A 16,267-nucleotide genomic window follows, 5' to 3' on the forward strand; every position below is an offset into this window, starting at 1 on the left:
CCCTCGGGGCACGCCGAAGCGCACCCCGAGGGCCTCAGAAACCGAGAGCCTCGGAACCGACCTACGTCAGACCGGCCGAACGGCTACTTGTCGCCGCCGCCCTTGCCCTTGTCCCCGTCGCCACCCGAGCCCATGGACTCGTAGATCTCCTTGCACATGGGACACACCGGGTACTTCTTCGGGTCGCGGCCCGGCACCCAGACCTTCCCGCACAACGCCACCACGGGAGTGCCGTCGAGGGCGCTCGCCATGATCTTGTCCTTCTGGACGTAATGGGCGAAGCGCTCATGGTCCCCGTCGCCGTGCGACACCTGGGGCGTCGGCTCTACGAGGGTCCCCGTACCAGTCCCGCGCTCGGGCTCAAGAGTGCTCATAGTGCCAAGGGTACTGAAGCCCACCGGCATCAGTTCCGCGAAGGGCCCCTCAGTTCAGCGAAGGGTCGTCCGGATACGTCGCCACCATCGCCAGCTCGCTGCGCTGGCGGCGCAGCACCTCGCGCCAGAGTCTCTCCGGGGACGGCGAGGACACGTCACCGGGCTCCGACTCGACGACGTACCAGGCACCCTCCACGAGCTCGTTCTCCAGCTGCCCGGGTCCCCAGCCGGCGTACCCGGCGAAGATCCGCAGCGAGCCGAGCGCCGAGGCGAGCAGCTCCGGCGGGGCCTCCAGGTCGACGAGTCCGATCGCGCCGTGCACGCGCCGCCAGCCGAGCGGGGTGCTCTCGCCGGTCGCGCCGCCCGGGATGACCGCGACACCGAGGGCCGAGTCGAGCTGGACCGGGCCGCCCTGGAAGACGACGCCCGGCTCGCCGGCGAGATCCGCCCAGCCCTCCAGGATGTCGCCGACGTCCACAGGAGTCGGGCGGTTGAGGACGACACCGAGGGAGCCCTCCTCGTCGTGGTCGAGGAGGAGCACCACCGCGCGGTCGAAGTTCGGGTCCGCCAGGGCGGGTGTTGCCACGAGCAACCGCCCTGTGAGCGAGGACACCTCGGTCATGCCTGACATGATCCCGCATCTTCCCCGTGATGGGGGAGGCAATGCGGGTACCTGAGTGAACGCAGCTCAGGGCGCACCGAAGCGTCCTCCGCGCACACCCCCGCCCCGTGACCCCATGTGCCCGATTGGGAACGGTTCGTGTTGTGACACAGCTATGACGTAGCTGGGTACTCCTTGGGCTTACAGGAGGGGGGTGGGCGGCGATTACTCTGTCTCTTCGGCCCCTTGCCCAACTCCACGGAACGCGAGATTCATGACCGTCAACGGCTCAGACGACGTACTGCTTGTCCACGGCGGAACCCCGCTCGAGGGCGAGATCCGTGTCCGCGGTGCGAAGAACCTCGTACCCAAGGCCATGGTCGCCGCCCTGCTGGGCAGTGAGCCAAGTCGACTGCGCAACGTACCGGACATCCGTGACGTTCGTGTCGTACGCGGCCTGCTGCAACTGCACGGGGTGACGGTCCGTCCGGGTGAGGAGCCGGGCGAGCTGGTGCTCGATCCGTCGCACGTCGAGAGCGCCAACGTCGCCGACATCGATGCCCACGCGGGCTCTTCGCGCATCCCGATCCTGTTCTGCGGTCCGCTGCTGCACCGGCTCGGGCACGCGTTCATCCCGGGGCTCGGCGGCTGTGACATCGGCGGCCGGCCGATCGACTTCCACTTCGAGGTGCTGCGGCAGTTCGGCGCGAAGATCGAGAAGCGGGCGGACGGCCAGTACCTGGAGGCTCCGCAGCGGCTGCGCGGCACGAAGATCCAGCTGCCGTACCCGTCCGTCGGCGCGACCGAACAGGTGCTGCTGACGGCGGTGTTGGCGGAGGGCGTCACCGAACTCGCCAACGCGGCCGTGGAGCCGGAGATCGAGGACCTCATCTGCGTACTGCAGAAGATGGGCGCGATCATCGCCATGGACACCGACCGCACGATCCGCATCACCGGTGTGGACTCGCTCGGCGGCTACACCCACGCCGCCCTCCCGGACCGCCTGGAGGCCGCGTCCTGGGCGTCGGCGGCGCTGGCGACCGAGGGCAACATCTACGTCAAGGGCGCGCAGCAGCGCTCGATGATGACGTTCCTCAACACCTACCGGAAGGTGGGCGGTGCCTTCGCGATCGACGACGAGGGCATCCGCTTCTGGCACCCCGGCGGCCAGTTGAAGTCCATCGCGCTCGAGACGGACGTGCACCCCGGCTTCCAGACCGACTGGCAGCAGCCGCTGGTCGTCGCCCTCACGCAGGCGACGGGCCTCTCCATCGTGCACGAGACGGTCTACGAGTCCCGGCTCGGCTTCACCTCCGCGCTCAACCAGATGGGCGCGCACATCCAGCTCTACCGCGAGTGCCTGGGCGGCTCCCACTGCCGCTTCGGCCAGCGCAACTTCCTGCACTCGGCGGTCGTCTCGGGCCCGACCCGCCTCCAGGGCGCCGACCTGGTCATCCCCGACCTCCGCGGCGGCTTCTCGTACCTCATCGCCGCCCTGGCGGCCCAGGGCACGTCCCGCGTCCACGGCATCGACCTCATCAACCGCGGCTACGAGAACTTCATGGAGAAGCTCGTCGAGCTGGGCGCGAAGGTGGAGCTGCCGGGCAAGGCGCTCGGCTAGCGGCAACTGTCGTACGAACGTCGATGGGGCGGCCACCCGGACTCGGGTGGCCGCCCCATTCGCGTTACTTGATCCTCGTACGCAATCCCGTCGCGTACGCGAGGAACTACTTGCCCTTGGCCGCTTCCTTGAGCTTGCTGCCCGCGGACACCTTGACGCTGTAACCGGCGGGGATGTTGATCGGGTCGCCGGTCTGCGGGTTGCGCGCGGTGCGAGCGGCACGGTGGGTGCGCTCGAAGGTCAGGAAGCCGGGGATGGTGACCTTCTCGTCGCCCTTGGAGACAATCTCGCCGACGGTCTCGGCGAACGCGGCCAGAACGGCGTCGGCGTCCTTGCGGGTCACCTCGGCACGGTCGGCCAGCGCGGCCACCAGCTCACTGCGGTTCATGTTGTTACTCCCGTGTTCTTCTTGCCGTTTGAGGCGTGCCACGCGGCGGAGCCGCATATCGGGCACGGTGAAGCCGATGCTGCCAGGGTCCTCGGTGAGTCCCCGGACCCGGGTCCGTCGTCCAGACCCTCGCGCCCGAAGACGCATCCTGCCCCTACCTGCGGCGGGAAAGCCAATCCGGCACCCGTAGGAGTCGCGAGAACACCCTTGGGAGTCACACGAAGAGCGCCACGCCCTCTGCGTGGTGACGCTCCGTCGGCTCCCGGCAGCGAGGGCCGGGCCTGGAAGGCCCGAAACCTGGCCGCCACGATAAACGGCCGCCGAAGGCCCCGGGTTCCGCGACGCGCCGGTGTGTCGGCGGCCGTGGCGATCCTCACAGCCACCGCACACCCGCCGTTCGAGGGGTTCTACGACGCGGAGGGCGCCGCCGAGGGCGCTGCCGCCCCCGCCGCCTTCGCCGCGTCACGCACCGCGCCGGCGACCGCTCCGGCGACCTTGTCGTTGAAGACGCTGGGGATGATGTAGTTCGCGTTCAGCTCGTCCTCGGTCACCACGTTCGCGAGTGCGGTCGCCGCGGCGAGCATCATCTCCGTGTTGACGGTGCGGGACTGCGCGTCCAGCAGACCGCGGAAGACACCCGGGAAGACCAGCACGTTGTTGATCTGGTTCGGGAAGTCCGAGCGCCCCGTGGCCACAACTGCCGCCGTCTGACGGGCGATCGTCGGGTCGACCTCGGGGTCCGGGTTCGCGAGCGCGAACACGATCGCGCCCTCGGCCATCGCGGCCACGTCGTCGCCGTCGAGGACGTTCGGGGCGGAGACACCGACGAAGACGTCGGCGCCGCGCACGGCTTCCTTCAGGGTGCCCGTGAGGCCGTCCGGGTTGGTGTTGTCGGCGATCCAGCGCAGCGGCGAGTCCGGCTTGGCGTCGACCAGGTCCTCGCGGCCGGCGTGCACGACACCGTGGATGTCGGCGACGACCGCGTTCTTGACGCCGGCGGCGAGCAGCAGCTTGAGGATGGCCGTACCGGCCGCGCCCGCGCCGGACATGACGACCCGGATGTCACCGATGCCCTTGCCGGCGACGCGCAGGGCGTTCGTCAGCGCGGCGAGGACGACGATCGCGGTGCCGTGCTGGTCGTCGTGGAAGACGGGGATGTCGAGGGCCTCGCGCAGCCGGGCCTCGATCTCGAAGCAGCGCGGCGCGGAGATGTCCTCCAGGTTGATGCCGGCGAAGCCCGGGGCGATCGCCTTGACGATCGCGACGATCTCGTCGGTGTCCTGGGTGTCCAGGCACAGCGGCCAGGCGTCGATGCCGGCGAACCGCTTGAACAGGGCCGCCTTGCCCTCCATGACCGGCAGCGCGGCCTTGGGGCCGATGTTGCCGAGGCCGAGCACGGCCGAGCCGTCGGTGACGACCGCGACGGAGTTGCGCTTGATGGTGAGGCGGCGCGCGTCCTCGGGGTTCTCCGCGATCGCCATGCACACGCGGGCGACGCCCGGGGTGTAGATCATGGAGAGGTCGTCACGGTTGCGGATCGGGTGCTTGGACTGCATCTCGATCTTGCCGCCGAGGTGCATGAGGAACGTACGGTCGGAGACCTTGCCCAGGGTGACGCCCTCGATGCCGCGCAGCTGCTGGACGATCTCGTCGGCGTGGGCCGTCGAGGACGCCGCGATGGTGACGTCGATCCGGAGCTTCTCGTGGCCGGAGGCGGTCACGTCGAGGCCGGTCACCGAGCCTCCGTGGGACTCCACGGCCGTGGTGATCTGGGATACCGCCGTTCCGCTGGCGGGCACCTCCAGACGGACCGTGATCGAGTAGGAGACGCTGGGCGCCGTAGCCATGGCCGACTTCCTCTGCTTTCACCGTTGAGCTGAGTACGCGTTCCGATGGTCGCACCTACTACCGGGTAGGCGTTAGCCGCCCCCGATTGCGAACGTTTTGTTCGCAAGAAAAAGAGGCCCCCGTCACTTTTCCCGTGACGGGGACCTCTCTGACAAGCAATGACACCGACCCGCCATGCTCGCCTCGCGGCAAGTGGTCGCTCTGAGCGACGAAGGTTGGGCCCGGGGGCTTGGATCGGGCCGGTGTCACATCAAGGCTAACAAACAGATCCCGTAAGACCATTCCCATCCCGAGAGTTCATCGAAAGCACCTCTCGATCGGCCCTCGATCAGCCCGCTCAGTCGCGGAGCAGATCCGGCACCCCGTTCGCGTCCGGCTCGTCCCGCTCGGCCGAGACGACCGTCAGCTGCTGGGTCGCGCGGGTGAGGGCGACGTAGAGGACCCGCAGTCCGGCGGGCGACTCGTCGGCGATCTCGGCGGGCGATACGACGACGGTCGCGTCGTACTCCAGCCCCTTGGCCTCCAGGCTGCCGAGGGCGACGACCCGGTCCCCGAGGCCGGTGAGCCAACGGCGGGCCTCCTCGCGGCGGTTCATCGCGACGACCACGCCGACCGTGCCGTCGACCCGGTCGAGCAGCCGTGCGGCCTCGGCCCGGACGGACTCGGACAGCGAGTTCCGTACGACGGCGAAGTGCGGCTTGACGCCCGTCGAACGGACCGCCGACGGGGACTCGGAGCCGGGCATCGCGAGGGCCAGGACCTTCGCCGCCAGTTCCGCGATCTCGGCGGGGTTGCGGTAGTTGACGGTGAGGGTGAAGCGGCGGCGGGGGCGGGAGCCGAGGGCCTCGTCGCGGGCCTCGGCGGCCTCGTCGGGGTCGGACCAGGAGGACTGGGCCGGGTCTCCTACGACCGTCCAGGTGGCGTGCCGGCCGCGGCGGCCGACCATGCGCCACTGCATCGGGGTGAGGTCCTGGGCCTCGTCGACGATGACGTGCGCGTACTCGGTGCGCTCCTGGGCGAGCCGCTCGGCGCGTTCGCGCTGCGACTCCTCGCGCGTCGGCATCAGCTCCTCCAGGCCGGTGAGCTGGTCCAGCGGGTCCAGGTCGCGCCGCTTGCGGGGGCGGGCCGGGGTGCCGAGGATCGCCTGGAGTTCGTCGAGGATGGCCACGTCGTGGACCGAGAGGCCGTCCCGCTTCAGGGCGCGGGCGACCCGGCGGACCTCGCCGGGGTTGAGGATGCGGCGGGCCCAGCGGCCGAGCTTGCGCTCGTCGGACATGGACTCCAGGACTGAGCGCGGGGTGAGTTCGGGCCACCAGGCGTCGAGGAACGCGATGAAGTCGTCCTCGCTCGCGATGTCCTCGTCGAAGGACGAGCGCAGTTCGGCGGCGAGTTCGGGGTCCGTGTGCCGTCCCGCCGAACCGGAGCGCTCCCACAGGGCGTCCAGGAGCAGCTTGCGGGCGCGCGGCCGCAGCATGTTGACCGGGGCCGTACCGCTGAGCGCGCTCTGCCGGACGCGCTCCAGGTCGGCGGCCTCCAGTTCGAGCCGGCGGCCGAACGCCACCACTCTGAGCCGGGTCGGCGAATCGTTCAGCTCCAGGGCGCCGCGCGCGGCCTTCCGCAGCACGCGCAGCATGCGGTACGAGCCCTTCGCGCGGGCCACGGCCGGGGAGTCGTACAGGGTGGCCTCGGCGCCGTCGACGAGCGAGCCGATGGCCCGGATCGCGACCTGGCCCTCCTCGCCGAGGGACGGCAGGACGCCCTCGGTGTACGCGACCAGCAGCGGGGTCGGCGAGACGATGAGGATGCCGCCCGCGTACCGGCGCCGGTCCTGGTAGAGCAGGTAGGCGGCGCGGTGCAGGGCGACGGCCGTCTTGCCGGTGCCCGGGCCGCCCTCGACGTACGTCACCGAGGCGGCGGGGGCGCGGATCACCAGGTCCTGCTCGGCCTGGATGGAGGCCACGATGTCGCGCATGGTGTGGCTGCGGGCCTGGCCGAGCGCGGCCATCAGGGCGCCGTCGCCGATGACGGCCAGCTGCTCGCCGTCGAGGAAGGCGCTCAACTCGGGCCGCATCAGGTCGTCTTCGACCCCGAGCACCCGGCGCCCCTTGGACCGGATGACCCGGCGCCGTACGACCCGCCCCGGGTCGACCGGCGTGGACCGGTAGAAGGGCGCGGCGGCGGGCGCCCGCCAGTCGATGACGAGGGGCGCGTACTCGGAGTCGAGGACTCCGATACGCCCGATGTGCAGGGTCTCGGCAATGTCGGCGGTGCTGTCCTCACGGACAGCGCCTTCAGCCGGTTCTACGGCGGTGTAGGCGCCGTCGGGCCCCTTCTTGCCGTCCTTGCCGAGCAGGAGGTCGATCCTGCCGAAGAGGAAGTCCTCGAACTCGTTGTTGAGCCGGTTGAGGTGGATACCGGCGCGGAACACCTGCGCGTCCCGCTCGGCGAGCGCGCCGGGCGTGCCGACCTGGCCGCGCTTGGCCGCGTCGTTCATGAGGAACTCGGCCTCGTGGATCTTCTCTTCGAGCCGCCGGTACACCCGGTCCAGGTGTGCCTGTTCGACGCTGATCTCCCGGTCCCGTAGCGAATCCTGGGCGGATTTGTCGGACACCGTGTCGAGCGCGGTCTCCTGTTGAGCCTGTGCGGCCACCGGGCCCCCTTCTGACGTGCTGGGCAGCCGTCAACCGTACGCGAAAAAAGGCCTCGGTAGTGAGGGGCCTGCCCGGTGGATCTTGACAAAAACGCGGGGCCCGGCACGCGCGCCTTCCGCGTTCCGGGCCCCACACACCACAACCGGCCGGTTGTACAGGTGCTTACGCGTCCACTGCCACGAGCTTCTTGCCGTCGAAGGTCATGACCTCGAAGTGGTCGATCTCGTTCGGCGTGAAGGCCGCGCCGCCCTGGGCGTAGAGCGGGTTCTTGGCCTCCGTCTTGGTGGCGTTCGCGATGCCGTAACCCCAGGCCGGGACCGACCAGGAGCTCATGGTCTCGCGCTCGCCGTTCTTGCCGACGGCGATCAGGGAGCACTTCAGCGGGCCCTTGACGTTCTTGAGCTCCACGACCCCGAGGGTGCCCCAGTCCTTCTTGGACATCGCCACGGTCGCGGTGACCTTGGTGCTCGCGTCCGTCGCCGTGACCTTGTCGGACAAAGTGTCGAAGGTGGTCTTGGCGGGGGACCCGGCCACGTTGTTGTTGCCGCCCGAGTCGTTGCCGCCGTTGGCCGCGATGACGGCCAGCGGTCCGGCGATGATCAGGGCCGCCGCCGCGGCGATCATGTAGAAGCTGCGCCGACGCTTCAGGGCCCGGCGTTCACCGACGTCGTCGACCAGCCGCTCCACCAGTCGTGGACTGGGTTTCGCGGCCAGGGACTCGGCGATCGCGGGGGTGCCGGTGCCCGGCAGATCCGCGAGCGCCGCCAGCATCGGTTCCATCCCGGCCAGCTCGTCGAGCTGCTGGGCGCACCATTCGCAGGTGGCGAGATGGGCCTCGAAAGCGGTTGCTTCGGCGTCATCGAGAATCCCGAGGGCATAGGCGCCGACGGTCTCGTGTTCGTTCGAGCCCTGAGATCCCTGCATGGAACCAGGACTACCCGTTCCGTATCCCCCGTAAATGCTCATGCCGTCACCCCCCGCTCCTCCAGAGCAAGCTTCATCGATCGAAGGGCGTAGAACACCCTTGAGCGCACCGTGCCACTGGGGATGCCAAGCGTCTCGGCCGCCTCATTGACGGTACGCCCCTTGAAGTACGTCTCGACGAGCACCTCCCGGTGGGCCGGGGTCAGGTCGTCCAGTGCGTCCGACAGTGTCATCAGCCACAACGCCTTGTCGATCTCGTCCTCCGCGGGGATGACCTCCAGCGGCGACGGGTCCACCTCCTGCGGCCGGGCCTGCCGGCTGCGGTGACCGTCGATGACGATGCGCCGTGCCACCGTCACAAGCCAGGGTCGTACCGATCCGGTCGCCCGGTTGAGCTGGCCGGCGTTCTTCCAGGCCCGGATGAGCGTCTCCTGCACCACGTCCTCGGCACGCTGCCGGTCCCCGGCGACGAGCCGCAACACATAGGCGAGCAAGGGTCCGGCGTGCTCTCGGTACAGGGCACGCATCAGCTCCTCATCAGGTTCCGAGGACTGGGACATGCGATGTCGGGCCCTCGGTGCGTGTTCATTGGCCACGACGGAATCCTTGCGCACGCCCACCTCCGGTGTCCGGGGGTTCCCCCAGTCGGTCGCTCATGGAGAGGTACGCGAGCGGGTGGGCGGATGTTCAACGTGAGGCGACAGTTTTCTTCGGAGTGACGTGACGAGCGGGACATGAGTGCACATTCCCACCGTACGATCTTTACATTTCCACCACACGAGCAAGATCACGCGGGCTGCCCGGGAGGCGCCGGAGTGAAACGCACTGTTGTCGAAATCACTTCGACAATTGACGTCCCGTCACTCCACAGAAGCCGCATAAGGGATTCTCAGGCTCGCGCGAGCGCGGCACGCCGCCGATGCCGGGCCACTCTTTCGCGGTTCCCGCACACCTCACTGGAGCACCAGCGCCTCCGCCGCCCCCGGGACGAATCCAGATAAACGATCGGGCAGTTGTCCCCTTCACACTCCCTGAGCGAGGCCCGGGCGACGGGATCGGTGAGCAGTTCGACGGCGTCCCGCGCGATGACGGCGAGCAGCGCACCGCACCCCGGTGCCCCGTCCAACTGCCGCACCAGCGCGCCCTCTTCATCGCGTACGGCGCGGGGTGCGGGGGTCGCGGCGCGGGCGAGGTCGTTCACGCGGGCGAGGGCGAGGTCGTAGGGCCGGGTGTCGTCCGACGACCTGCTACTGCTGCGCACCAACTGCCCGATCTGCCCCCGCAGTTCACGAAACCCGACGAGCCAGGAGGAATCGACGTGCGCGAGCGGGGTGGCCGCGGGGACGAGCCCGGAGCGGACGATCCACGCGCGGAGCGGCTCCGGCGCGTCGAGCCGTTCGTCGGGATGCGTGGTCGCGAGGAGATCCAGACAGATCCGCCCGGCGTCGAAACGCAGCTCGTACGGGGCCATGGTCGAACCGAGTGCCATGTGCCTGTCACCGCCTTGGGATTACCCCGGTCGTCGGTCGTGTCGGTCGTCGGGAGTCGGTGGGCTGCCGGTGCGGGAGGGAGGAGCGGGGAGAGGAGAGGTGGGGGCGCGGGAAACCGTTCTCTCTACAGTGCCTGCCCGCTCGCGCGGCCGTAACCCCTCGTGCGGGACGCGCGTGGACATCGGCGTGGACGGTCGCGTATGCGGCCGCGCGTCTCGGCGATGTCGGTGACGACGGCTCGTCCGTTGACTGGAGGGCATGACAGAGAAACAGGGCACGAGCGGGACGGGTTGGGTACTGGGTGCGGCCACGGTCGCAATGGGGCTGATCGCCGGGGTCTTCTACGTCTTCGCCTGCGCGATCATGCCGGCGTTGGCGCGCAGCGACGACCGGGTGTTCGTGGAGGTGATGCGGAACATCAACGACGTGATCCAGAACCCGGTGTTCTTCCTGAGCTTCATGGGGGCGCTGGTGTTGGCGGGGGTGGCTGGATGGCAGGCGCGCGGGAGGTCGTATCGGGGGTGGGTGTGGGCGGGGCTGATGGCGTACGCGTTGGCGTTCCTGGTGACGGTTGGCTTCAACATCCCGCTGAATGACGAGTTGGCGAGCACGGCGGATGTGGGGGTGGCTCGGGAGCGGTTCGAGGACGCTTGGGTGGGGTGGAACGTGGTGCGGGCTGTCTTGTCGACGGTGGGCGTGGGGTGTCTGGTGCGGGGGTTGGTGCTGTACGGGGCCTTTCAGCGCCGGGTCTTTTCTCAGCGCAGGGCGGCACAATCCAGCCCGTCCGGCGTTTGAGGACGAGGCCCCTTCAGGGCCGATGGGGGTCTGGGGGCCTAGCCCCCAGGGACGCCGACATCAACACCCCGCACTAACGCCCTGTACCAACGAACGCCCCGCCTCAACGCCGGTTCACGCGTCGCCGTACTTCGTGTCGGCCGCCGGATCCAACGCCAACCTGTACCCCCGTTTCACCACCGTCTGGATCAGCTTCGGGGAACCAAGTGCCGTGCGGAGGCGGGCCATCGCTGTTTCCACGGCGTGTTCGTCGCGGCCGGCGCCGGGGAGGGCGCGGAGGAGTTCCGCGCGGGCGACGACCCAGCCCGGGCGGCGGGACAGGGCCCTCAGCAATGACATGCCGGCCGGTGGGACCGGTCGTAGCGCGCCGTCCACCAGGACCGCGTGGCCGCGGATCTCCACGCGGTGGCCGGCGATGGGCAACGTGCGGGCGCGGCCGGGGAGTTCCTGGCAGAGGAGCTGGACGAGGGGGCCGAGGCGGAAGCGTTCGGGCTGGACCGTGGTGATGCCGTGGTTCTGGAGCGGGAGGGCGGTGACGGGGCCGACGCAGGCCGGGAGGACGTCGTGGTGCAGGGCGGCGAGGAGTTCGGGCAGCAGGCCGCGGGTCTCGGCGCGGGACAGCAGCGACGCGGCTGCCGGTGCGCTGGTGAACGTCAGCGCGTCCAGGCCCCGGGAGACCGTGGCGTCGAGGAGCCGGTCCAGCGGGGCGATGTCCTCGGGCGGCATCCACCGGTACACGGGAACGACGACGACCTCCGCTCCGCCCGCCCGCAGTGATTCCACGAACCCGGGCAACGGCTCACCGTGCAGCTGGATCGCGACCCGGCGCCCCTCGACACCCTCCTCCAGCAACCGATCCAGCACCTCCGCCATGGACTCGGACGACGGCGACCACTCCTCGGTCAGCCCGGCGGCGCGCACCGCCCCTTTGACCTTGGGTCCACGGGCGAGCAGTTCCACCCCGCGCAACCGGTCCAGGAGCGCCTCCCCGAGCCCCCACCCGTCGGCGGCCTCGATCCACCCCCGGAACCCGATCGCGGTCGTGGCGACCACGGTGTCGGGCGCCTGGTCGATCAACTCCTTGGTCGCGGCGAGCAGTTCACTGTCGTCGGCGAGCGGCACGATCCGCAGCGCGGGCGCGTGCACGACCACCGCGCCGCGCCGCTGGAGCAGTACCCCCAGCTCGTCGGCGCGGCGCGCGGCGGTGACGCCCACGGTGAACCCCGAGAGGGGCCCGTGTTGCGCGCGCTCCGCTGGCTGCTGTTCCTCGTGCATGGCTCTCGTCCCGACGGTAGATGCGATGGTGCTGCCTACACGCCGAACGAGCCTGTCAACGGCGCGTGACAGGCTCGGTTCGGCTTTGTGTCGCCGGTGTTACGTCACACCTCGGCATAGCTGAGCTGCGGCTTCGCCTCCGATGCGGAAGCTTTGGCCTGGGCCTGGGCGGTCGGGCGACGAAGGTATACGGCCCAAGTGACCCCGAAGCAGAGGCCGTAGAAGACGAGGAAGGCGACGAACGCGCCGGTCCCCGAGCCGGAGGACAGGAACGACTGGCGGAAGGCGAGGTTGATGCCGACCCCGCCGAGCGCGCCCACGGCCCCGATGAGCCCCATGGAGGCCCCGGAGAGCCGCCGCCCGTAAGCGGCGGCCTCATCCCCCTCAAGCCCCTTCGCGAGCGCCTTGGTCTGGAAGATGCCGGGGATCATCTTGTACGTCGACCCGTTGCCGAGCCCGCTGAGCACGAACAGCACGATGAACACGGTGACGAACAGCGGCAGTGACTTCTGCATGCTGGCGACCACGAGTACGGCGGTCGCGGCGGCCATGGCGACGAAGTTCCACAGGGTGATGCGGGCGCCGCCGTAGCGGTCGGCGAGCCACCCGCCGACCGGCCGGATCAGCGAGCCGAGCAGCGGGCCGATGAAGGTGAGATACGCGGCCTGCAACGGCGTACGGCCGAACTGGACCTGAAGCACCTGCCCGAACGCGAACGCGTACCCGATGAACGACCCGAACGTACCGATGTACAGGAACGCCATGATCCAGGTGTGCCAGTCGCGCGCGGCGTCCTTGGCGGCGCCGGTGTCGTTCTTCACGGAGCTGAGGTTGTCCATGAAGAGCGCGGCGAGGACGGCGGCGACGAGGATGAGCGGGATGTAGATCCCGAGCAGCACGCGCGGCCCGCCGCTGGCCCCGATGATCGCGAGGGCGACGAGCTGGATGACGGGGACGCCGATGTTGCCCCCACCGGCGTTCAGCCCAAGAGCCCAACCCTTCTTCCTCAACGGGAAGAAGGCGTTGATGTTGGTCATGGAGGAGGCGAAGTTGCCGCCGCCGATGCCGGCCAGCAGGCCGATCCAGAGGAAGGTGTCGAACGACGTCCCCGGCTTCATCACGACGAACGCGGCGATGGTCGGGATGAGCAGCAGGCTCGCCGAGACGATCGTCCAGTTCCGCCCGCCGAAGACGGCGACCGCGAAGGTGTACGGCACCCGGACGACCGCGCCGACCAGCGTGACCATCGACGTCAGCAGGAACTTGTCGGCCGGGGTCAGCCCGTACTCCGGGCCCATGAAGAGCACCAGCACGGACCACAGGGTCCAGATCGAGAAGCCGATGTGCTCGGAGAGCACGGAGAAGACGAGGTTGCGCCGGGCGACCTTCTCACCGGTCTCCCGCCAGAAGGTCTCGTCCTCCGGATCCCAGTGCTCGATCCATTTGCCGGGGGCGGGAGTTGGGGCCGGGGCTGTCATGACGCCTCCACGATGCACTACGGGGTAACGAGCGGTGATGCATCCCGAAGGTAGGGAGGGCGCGTTTCCGTGCCGTGGCTGTGAGTGACCGGAAGGGAACGTTGCTCTCACGGGCGGGGGGTGGGCTCGGTGAGGTCGTGATGAGGTCGTGGTGAGGTTGATCGGGGACCCGCCACGACCCTTGCCGGGATCTAGCCGACCAGGCGGTTCCTGCCGGGGCCGCCGGAGAGGGAGTCGTGGCCGGGGCCGCCCACGAGGGTGTCGTTGCCACTGTTGCCGTAGATCACGTCGTTGCCGCTGTTGCCGTAGAGGTCGTCGTCACCGGTACCGCCGTAGAGATGGTCGTTCCCGGCCCGGCCGTAGATGTAGTCCCGTCCCCCCATGCCCTGGACGGTGTCGTTGCCGGACCCGCCGTCCAGGGTGTTGACGGCGCCGGTTCCGGTGAGGGTGTCGTTGCCGTTGCCACCCCAGATGTTGTTGCCCGCCGAGAGGATGTCGTTGCCGTCGTCGCCGTACATGTAACGGCCGTTGGTCAGCCGGTCGTTGCCGGGACCGCCGTGGAGGTTCTCGAAGCCCAGGCCGTCCGGGTTCGGGTGACCGTTCGACGTGTACCGGGTTCCGTTCAGCGTGTCGTTGCCCGTGCCGCCGTAGACGTCGAAGCGGCGGTCGGGGAAGTTGCTCCGCGCCGTGTCGTTGCCGTCACCGAGGTTGAATATCGCCCGCGGGTAGGCCCTCGGGGCGGAGGAGTCGTCGGAGAGTTCGCAGAACACCTTGGTCGGGTCGCCGGGGTTCTCCGTGTCCACGCCGGGGTGCACGCATCCGGGGCCCGCGTCGATCGGCACGATGTCGTCGATGAGGATCTGCAGCCCTTGCCGGCCGGTGCTGTCCGAGGAATAGCCGGTGATCGCGTAGAACACCTGGTTCGTCTGTCCGTTCGCCGCCGTATAGACCACATGGTTGCCGCCGACGATGACCGCGGTGGCACTTGTGGTGGCCGCCCGCGATGCTTCCGTCGTCGCTTCCTTGGTTGCTTCCGTGGCGTGTGCGCTCGCCGCGGGCAGCAGCAGCCCGCCGGCGACGAGAGCGGCAGCGGTGCCCGGCCAGGTACCGCGCGTTCTCCGACGGTGCGTCCCCATGGGTTTCTCCTCCGGTTGGTGGTGCTGGTCAGGTACCGGTCGTCGGTGTCCACCAGGAGACTTGTGGGGCGGGTCGACGGTTGTACGGCGCGCGTCGCCCACGGCGCGGAATCTGTCGAAGGCTCACGAACCGCCCCTCAGGCCCGCGCGCGGTCCCCGCCCACTTCGAACCACAGCAGCTTTCCCGCACCCCGGTCCAACATCCCGCCGTCACCGATCGGCCAGCCGCCCCAGGAGGTGGCGTACGTCTGGATGAGGTGCAGGCCGCGTCCGTTGTCGGCGTCGGGCGGGGCGGGCGGGAGGTGTTCGCCCGGCCGCTTGTCGAAGGGGGCGGGGATGTGGGGGTTCGAGTCCCAGACGCCGACGCGGAGCCGTCCGTCGCCGAGGGCGGTGAGGCGTAGGGACGCGGGGCCGTGGGTGTGCCGGTAGGCGTTGGTGACCAGTTCGGACGTCAACAGCTCGACCACGTCCAGGACTTCGGGCATCCCGTGGCCGTCGAGGGCGGCCCGTACGGTCATACGTGCGACGCGTGCGGCTCGGGGGTCGTGCGGTAGGCGAAGGGCGTACACCCAGGTGGCGGGCGGGGATACGGTGACCATGAGGGCTCCGGGAGGGGGTGGATGGACTCGACTCGGGTTCGCTCAACGGCTGCGCCGGGCGGTGGCTGTGCCGCGGGTGCGGTGCGCTTCCGGCTTATGGGCGGGGGAGTTGGGCGGTTCGGGAATCACCATAGCGGTGCCGATGTAAGATTTAACATCAATTGGCCAATAGAGTTCACAATTCCCTCTTGTGGGTGACCACGGGAGGGTGTCCGACGAGAGAGAGCCCAGTGCCGCCCAGCACCATCCCCACCTTGCGCCAGCAGCGCCTGGGCACAGAGCTGCGCAAACTGCGGGAGCACGCGGGACTGACGTCCAGCGCGGCGGCGGGGCAACTCGGCGTCAAGCAGGCGCAGATCAGCAGCATCGAAGCGGGCCGGTACGCCGTGAGCGCCGACCGAGTCCGTACGTTCGCCCGTGCGTACAGCTGCGCGGACCTCGCGTTGGTAGACGCGTTGGCGGAGATGACCGGCGGACGTATGCGCGGCTGGTGGGACGAGTACCGAGAACACCTACCGGCCGGGTTGATCGACCTGGCCGAACTGGAGCACTACGCAGCCGAGTTGCGCGTGGCCATGGTGATCCATATCCCGGCCCTGCTCCAGACCACCGACCACGCTCGCGCGCTCTTCCGTGGCGTCTTCCCGCCGCTCCAGCAGTACGAGATCGAGCACCGCCTCACCCATCGCATCAAGCGGCAGGGCATCCTCCACCGGGCTGATCCCACGCCCTACACGGCGACCATCCACGAGGCAGCACTCAGAATGGGCTACGGCGGCCGAGACATCGCCGCCGCACAACTCAAGCACCTCATCAGCATGAGTGAACTACCCCAAGTCACCGTCCGGGTCGTCCCCTTCGGCAGGGAGAGCTTCCACGGCACCGGCCAGGGCATCGATTACGTAGCGGGAGCCGTGCCTCAACTCGACACCGTGCAGCTGGACACTCACCACGGTTGCGAATTCCTGGACGGTGAGGCCCAGTTGAGCAAATACCGGTCGGTCGTGGATCACATGGAGGCGAACGCCCTCACTCCTGAAGCATCCCGCGACCTGGTCCACCGCATCACGCACGACCTCTGAGAGGC

Annotated in this window: 15 protein-coding genes; 3 read left to right on the forward strand and 12 right to left on the reverse strand. The window is 69.2% G+C overall.

The genetic code is table 11. The features are described from left to right. Positions 1-83: 83 nt before the first annotated feature. Positions 84-374 (reverse strand): DUF3039 domain-containing protein, encoded by a 291-nt coding sequence (locus R2B38_RS14650; RefSeq protein ID WP_026150330.1) that lies wholly within the window; start codon positions 372-374, stop codon positions 84-86. A gap of 49 nt (positions 375-423) precedes the next feature. Next, complete coding sequence (locus R2B38_RS14655; protein ID WP_318016633.1) at positions 424-996, reverse strand: YqgE/AlgH family protein; 573 nt, start codon at positions 994-996, stop codon at positions 424-426. Positions 997-1,249: 253 nt separating this feature from the next. Here R2B38_RS14655 and murA point away from each other — a divergent pair, with 253 nt between their 5' ends. After that, entirely contained in the window at positions 1,250-2,596 is a 1,347-nt protein-coding gene (gene murA / locus R2B38_RS14660; RefSeq protein WP_033286008.1) for a UDP-N-acetylglucosamine 1-carboxyvinyltransferase, read from the forward strand. 106 nt (positions 2,597-2,702) lie between these two features. On the opposite strand, the gene R2B38_RS14665 is transcribed toward murA, so the two are convergent. The 6 genes from R2B38_RS14665 to R2B38_RS14690 form a co-directional block, all read right to left on the reverse strand. Continuing rightward, positions 2,703-2,984: an HU family DNA-binding protein gene (locus R2B38_RS14665; protein WP_019056394.1), complete on the reverse strand. Its 282-nt coding sequence runs from the start codon at positions 2,982-2,984 to the stop codon at positions 2,703-2,705. Between the two features lie 407 nt (positions 2,985-3,391). After that, complete coding sequence (locus tag R2B38_RS14670) at positions 3,392-4,831, reverse strand: NAD-dependent malic enzyme (RefSeq protein WP_318016634.1); 1,440 nt, start codon at positions 4,829-4,831, stop codon at positions 3,392-3,394. 338 nt (positions 4,832-5,169) lie between these two features. Then, positions 5,170-7,482, reverse strand: coding sequence for a HelD family protein (locus tag R2B38_RS14675; protein WP_318016635.1), 2,313 nt, complete (start codon positions 7,480-7,482; stop codon positions 5,170-5,172). A gap of 163 nt (positions 7,483-7,645) precedes the next feature. Beyond that, positions 7,646-8,407 (reverse strand): anti-sigma factor family protein, encoded by a 762-nt coding sequence (locus R2B38_RS14680; protein ID WP_318016636.1) that lies wholly within the window; start codon positions 8,405-8,407, stop codon positions 7,646-7,648. A 38-nt stretch (positions 8,408-8,445) separates the two neighbouring features. After that, positions 8,446-8,967: a sigma-70 family RNA polymerase sigma factor gene (locus R2B38_RS14685; protein WP_019056398.1), complete on the reverse strand. Its 522-nt coding sequence runs from the start codon at positions 8,965-8,967 to the stop codon at positions 8,446-8,448. 329 nt (positions 8,968-9,296) lie between these two features. Continuing rightward, positions 9,297-9,896, reverse strand: coding sequence for a CGNR zinc finger domain-containing protein (locus R2B38_RS14690; protein ID WP_318016637.1), 600 nt, complete (start codon positions 9,894-9,896; stop codon positions 9,297-9,299). Positions 9,897-10,155: 259 nt separating this feature from the next. On the opposite strand from R2B38_RS14690, the gene R2B38_RS14695 reads away from it, so the two are divergent. Continuing rightward, positions 10,156-10,692 carry a DUF1772 domain-containing protein gene (locus tag R2B38_RS14695; protein WP_318016638.1) on the forward strand — a complete coding sequence of 179 codons (537 nt, stop codon included), beginning with the start codon at positions 10,156-10,158 and terminating at the stop codon, positions 10,690-10,692. 114 nt (positions 10,693-10,806) lie between these two features. Here R2B38_RS14695 and R2B38_RS14700 read toward each other — a convergent pair whose 3' ends face one another. From R2B38_RS14700 to R2B38_RS14715, 4 genes are all read right to left on the reverse strand, one after another. Next, the gene (locus R2B38_RS14700) at positions 10,807-11,967 is read right to left on the reverse strand and encodes a uroporphyrinogen-III synthase (protein ID WP_318016639.1); all 1,161 of its coding nucleotides are present in this window, start codon (positions 11,965-11,967) and stop codon (positions 10,807-10,809) included. 104 nt (positions 11,968-12,071) lie between these two features. Continuing rightward, positions 12,072-13,445 carry a nitrate/nitrite transporter gene (locus R2B38_RS14705; protein ID WP_318016640.1) on the reverse strand — a complete coding sequence of 458 codons (1,374 nt, stop codon included), beginning with the start codon at positions 13,443-13,445 and terminating at the stop codon, positions 12,072-12,074. Positions 13,446-13,636: 191 nt separating this feature from the next. Then, positions 13,637-14,581: a calcium-binding protein gene (locus R2B38_RS14710; protein WP_318016641.1), complete on the reverse strand. Its 945-nt coding sequence runs from the start codon at positions 14,579-14,581 to the stop codon at positions 13,637-13,639. Positions 14,582-14,718: 137 nt separating this feature from the next. Next, positions 14,719-15,180, reverse strand: coding sequence for an ATP-binding protein (locus tag R2B38_RS14715; protein ID WP_318016642.1), 462 nt, complete (start codon positions 15,178-15,180; stop codon positions 14,719-14,721). Positions 15,181-15,410: 230 nt separating this feature from the next. On the opposite strand from R2B38_RS14715, the gene R2B38_RS14720 reads away from it, so the two are divergent. Beyond that, positions 15,411-16,262, forward strand: a complete 852-nt coding sequence (locus tag R2B38_RS14720; protein WP_318016643.1) for a helix-turn-helix transcriptional regulator — start codon at positions 15,411-15,413, stop codon at positions 16,260-16,262. Positions 16,263-16,267 lie beyond the last annotated feature (5 nt).

Source organism: Streptomyces sp. N50 (assembly GCF_033335955.1).
GTDB lineage: Bacteria > Actinomycetota > Actinomycetes > Streptomycetales > Streptomycetaceae > Streptomyces.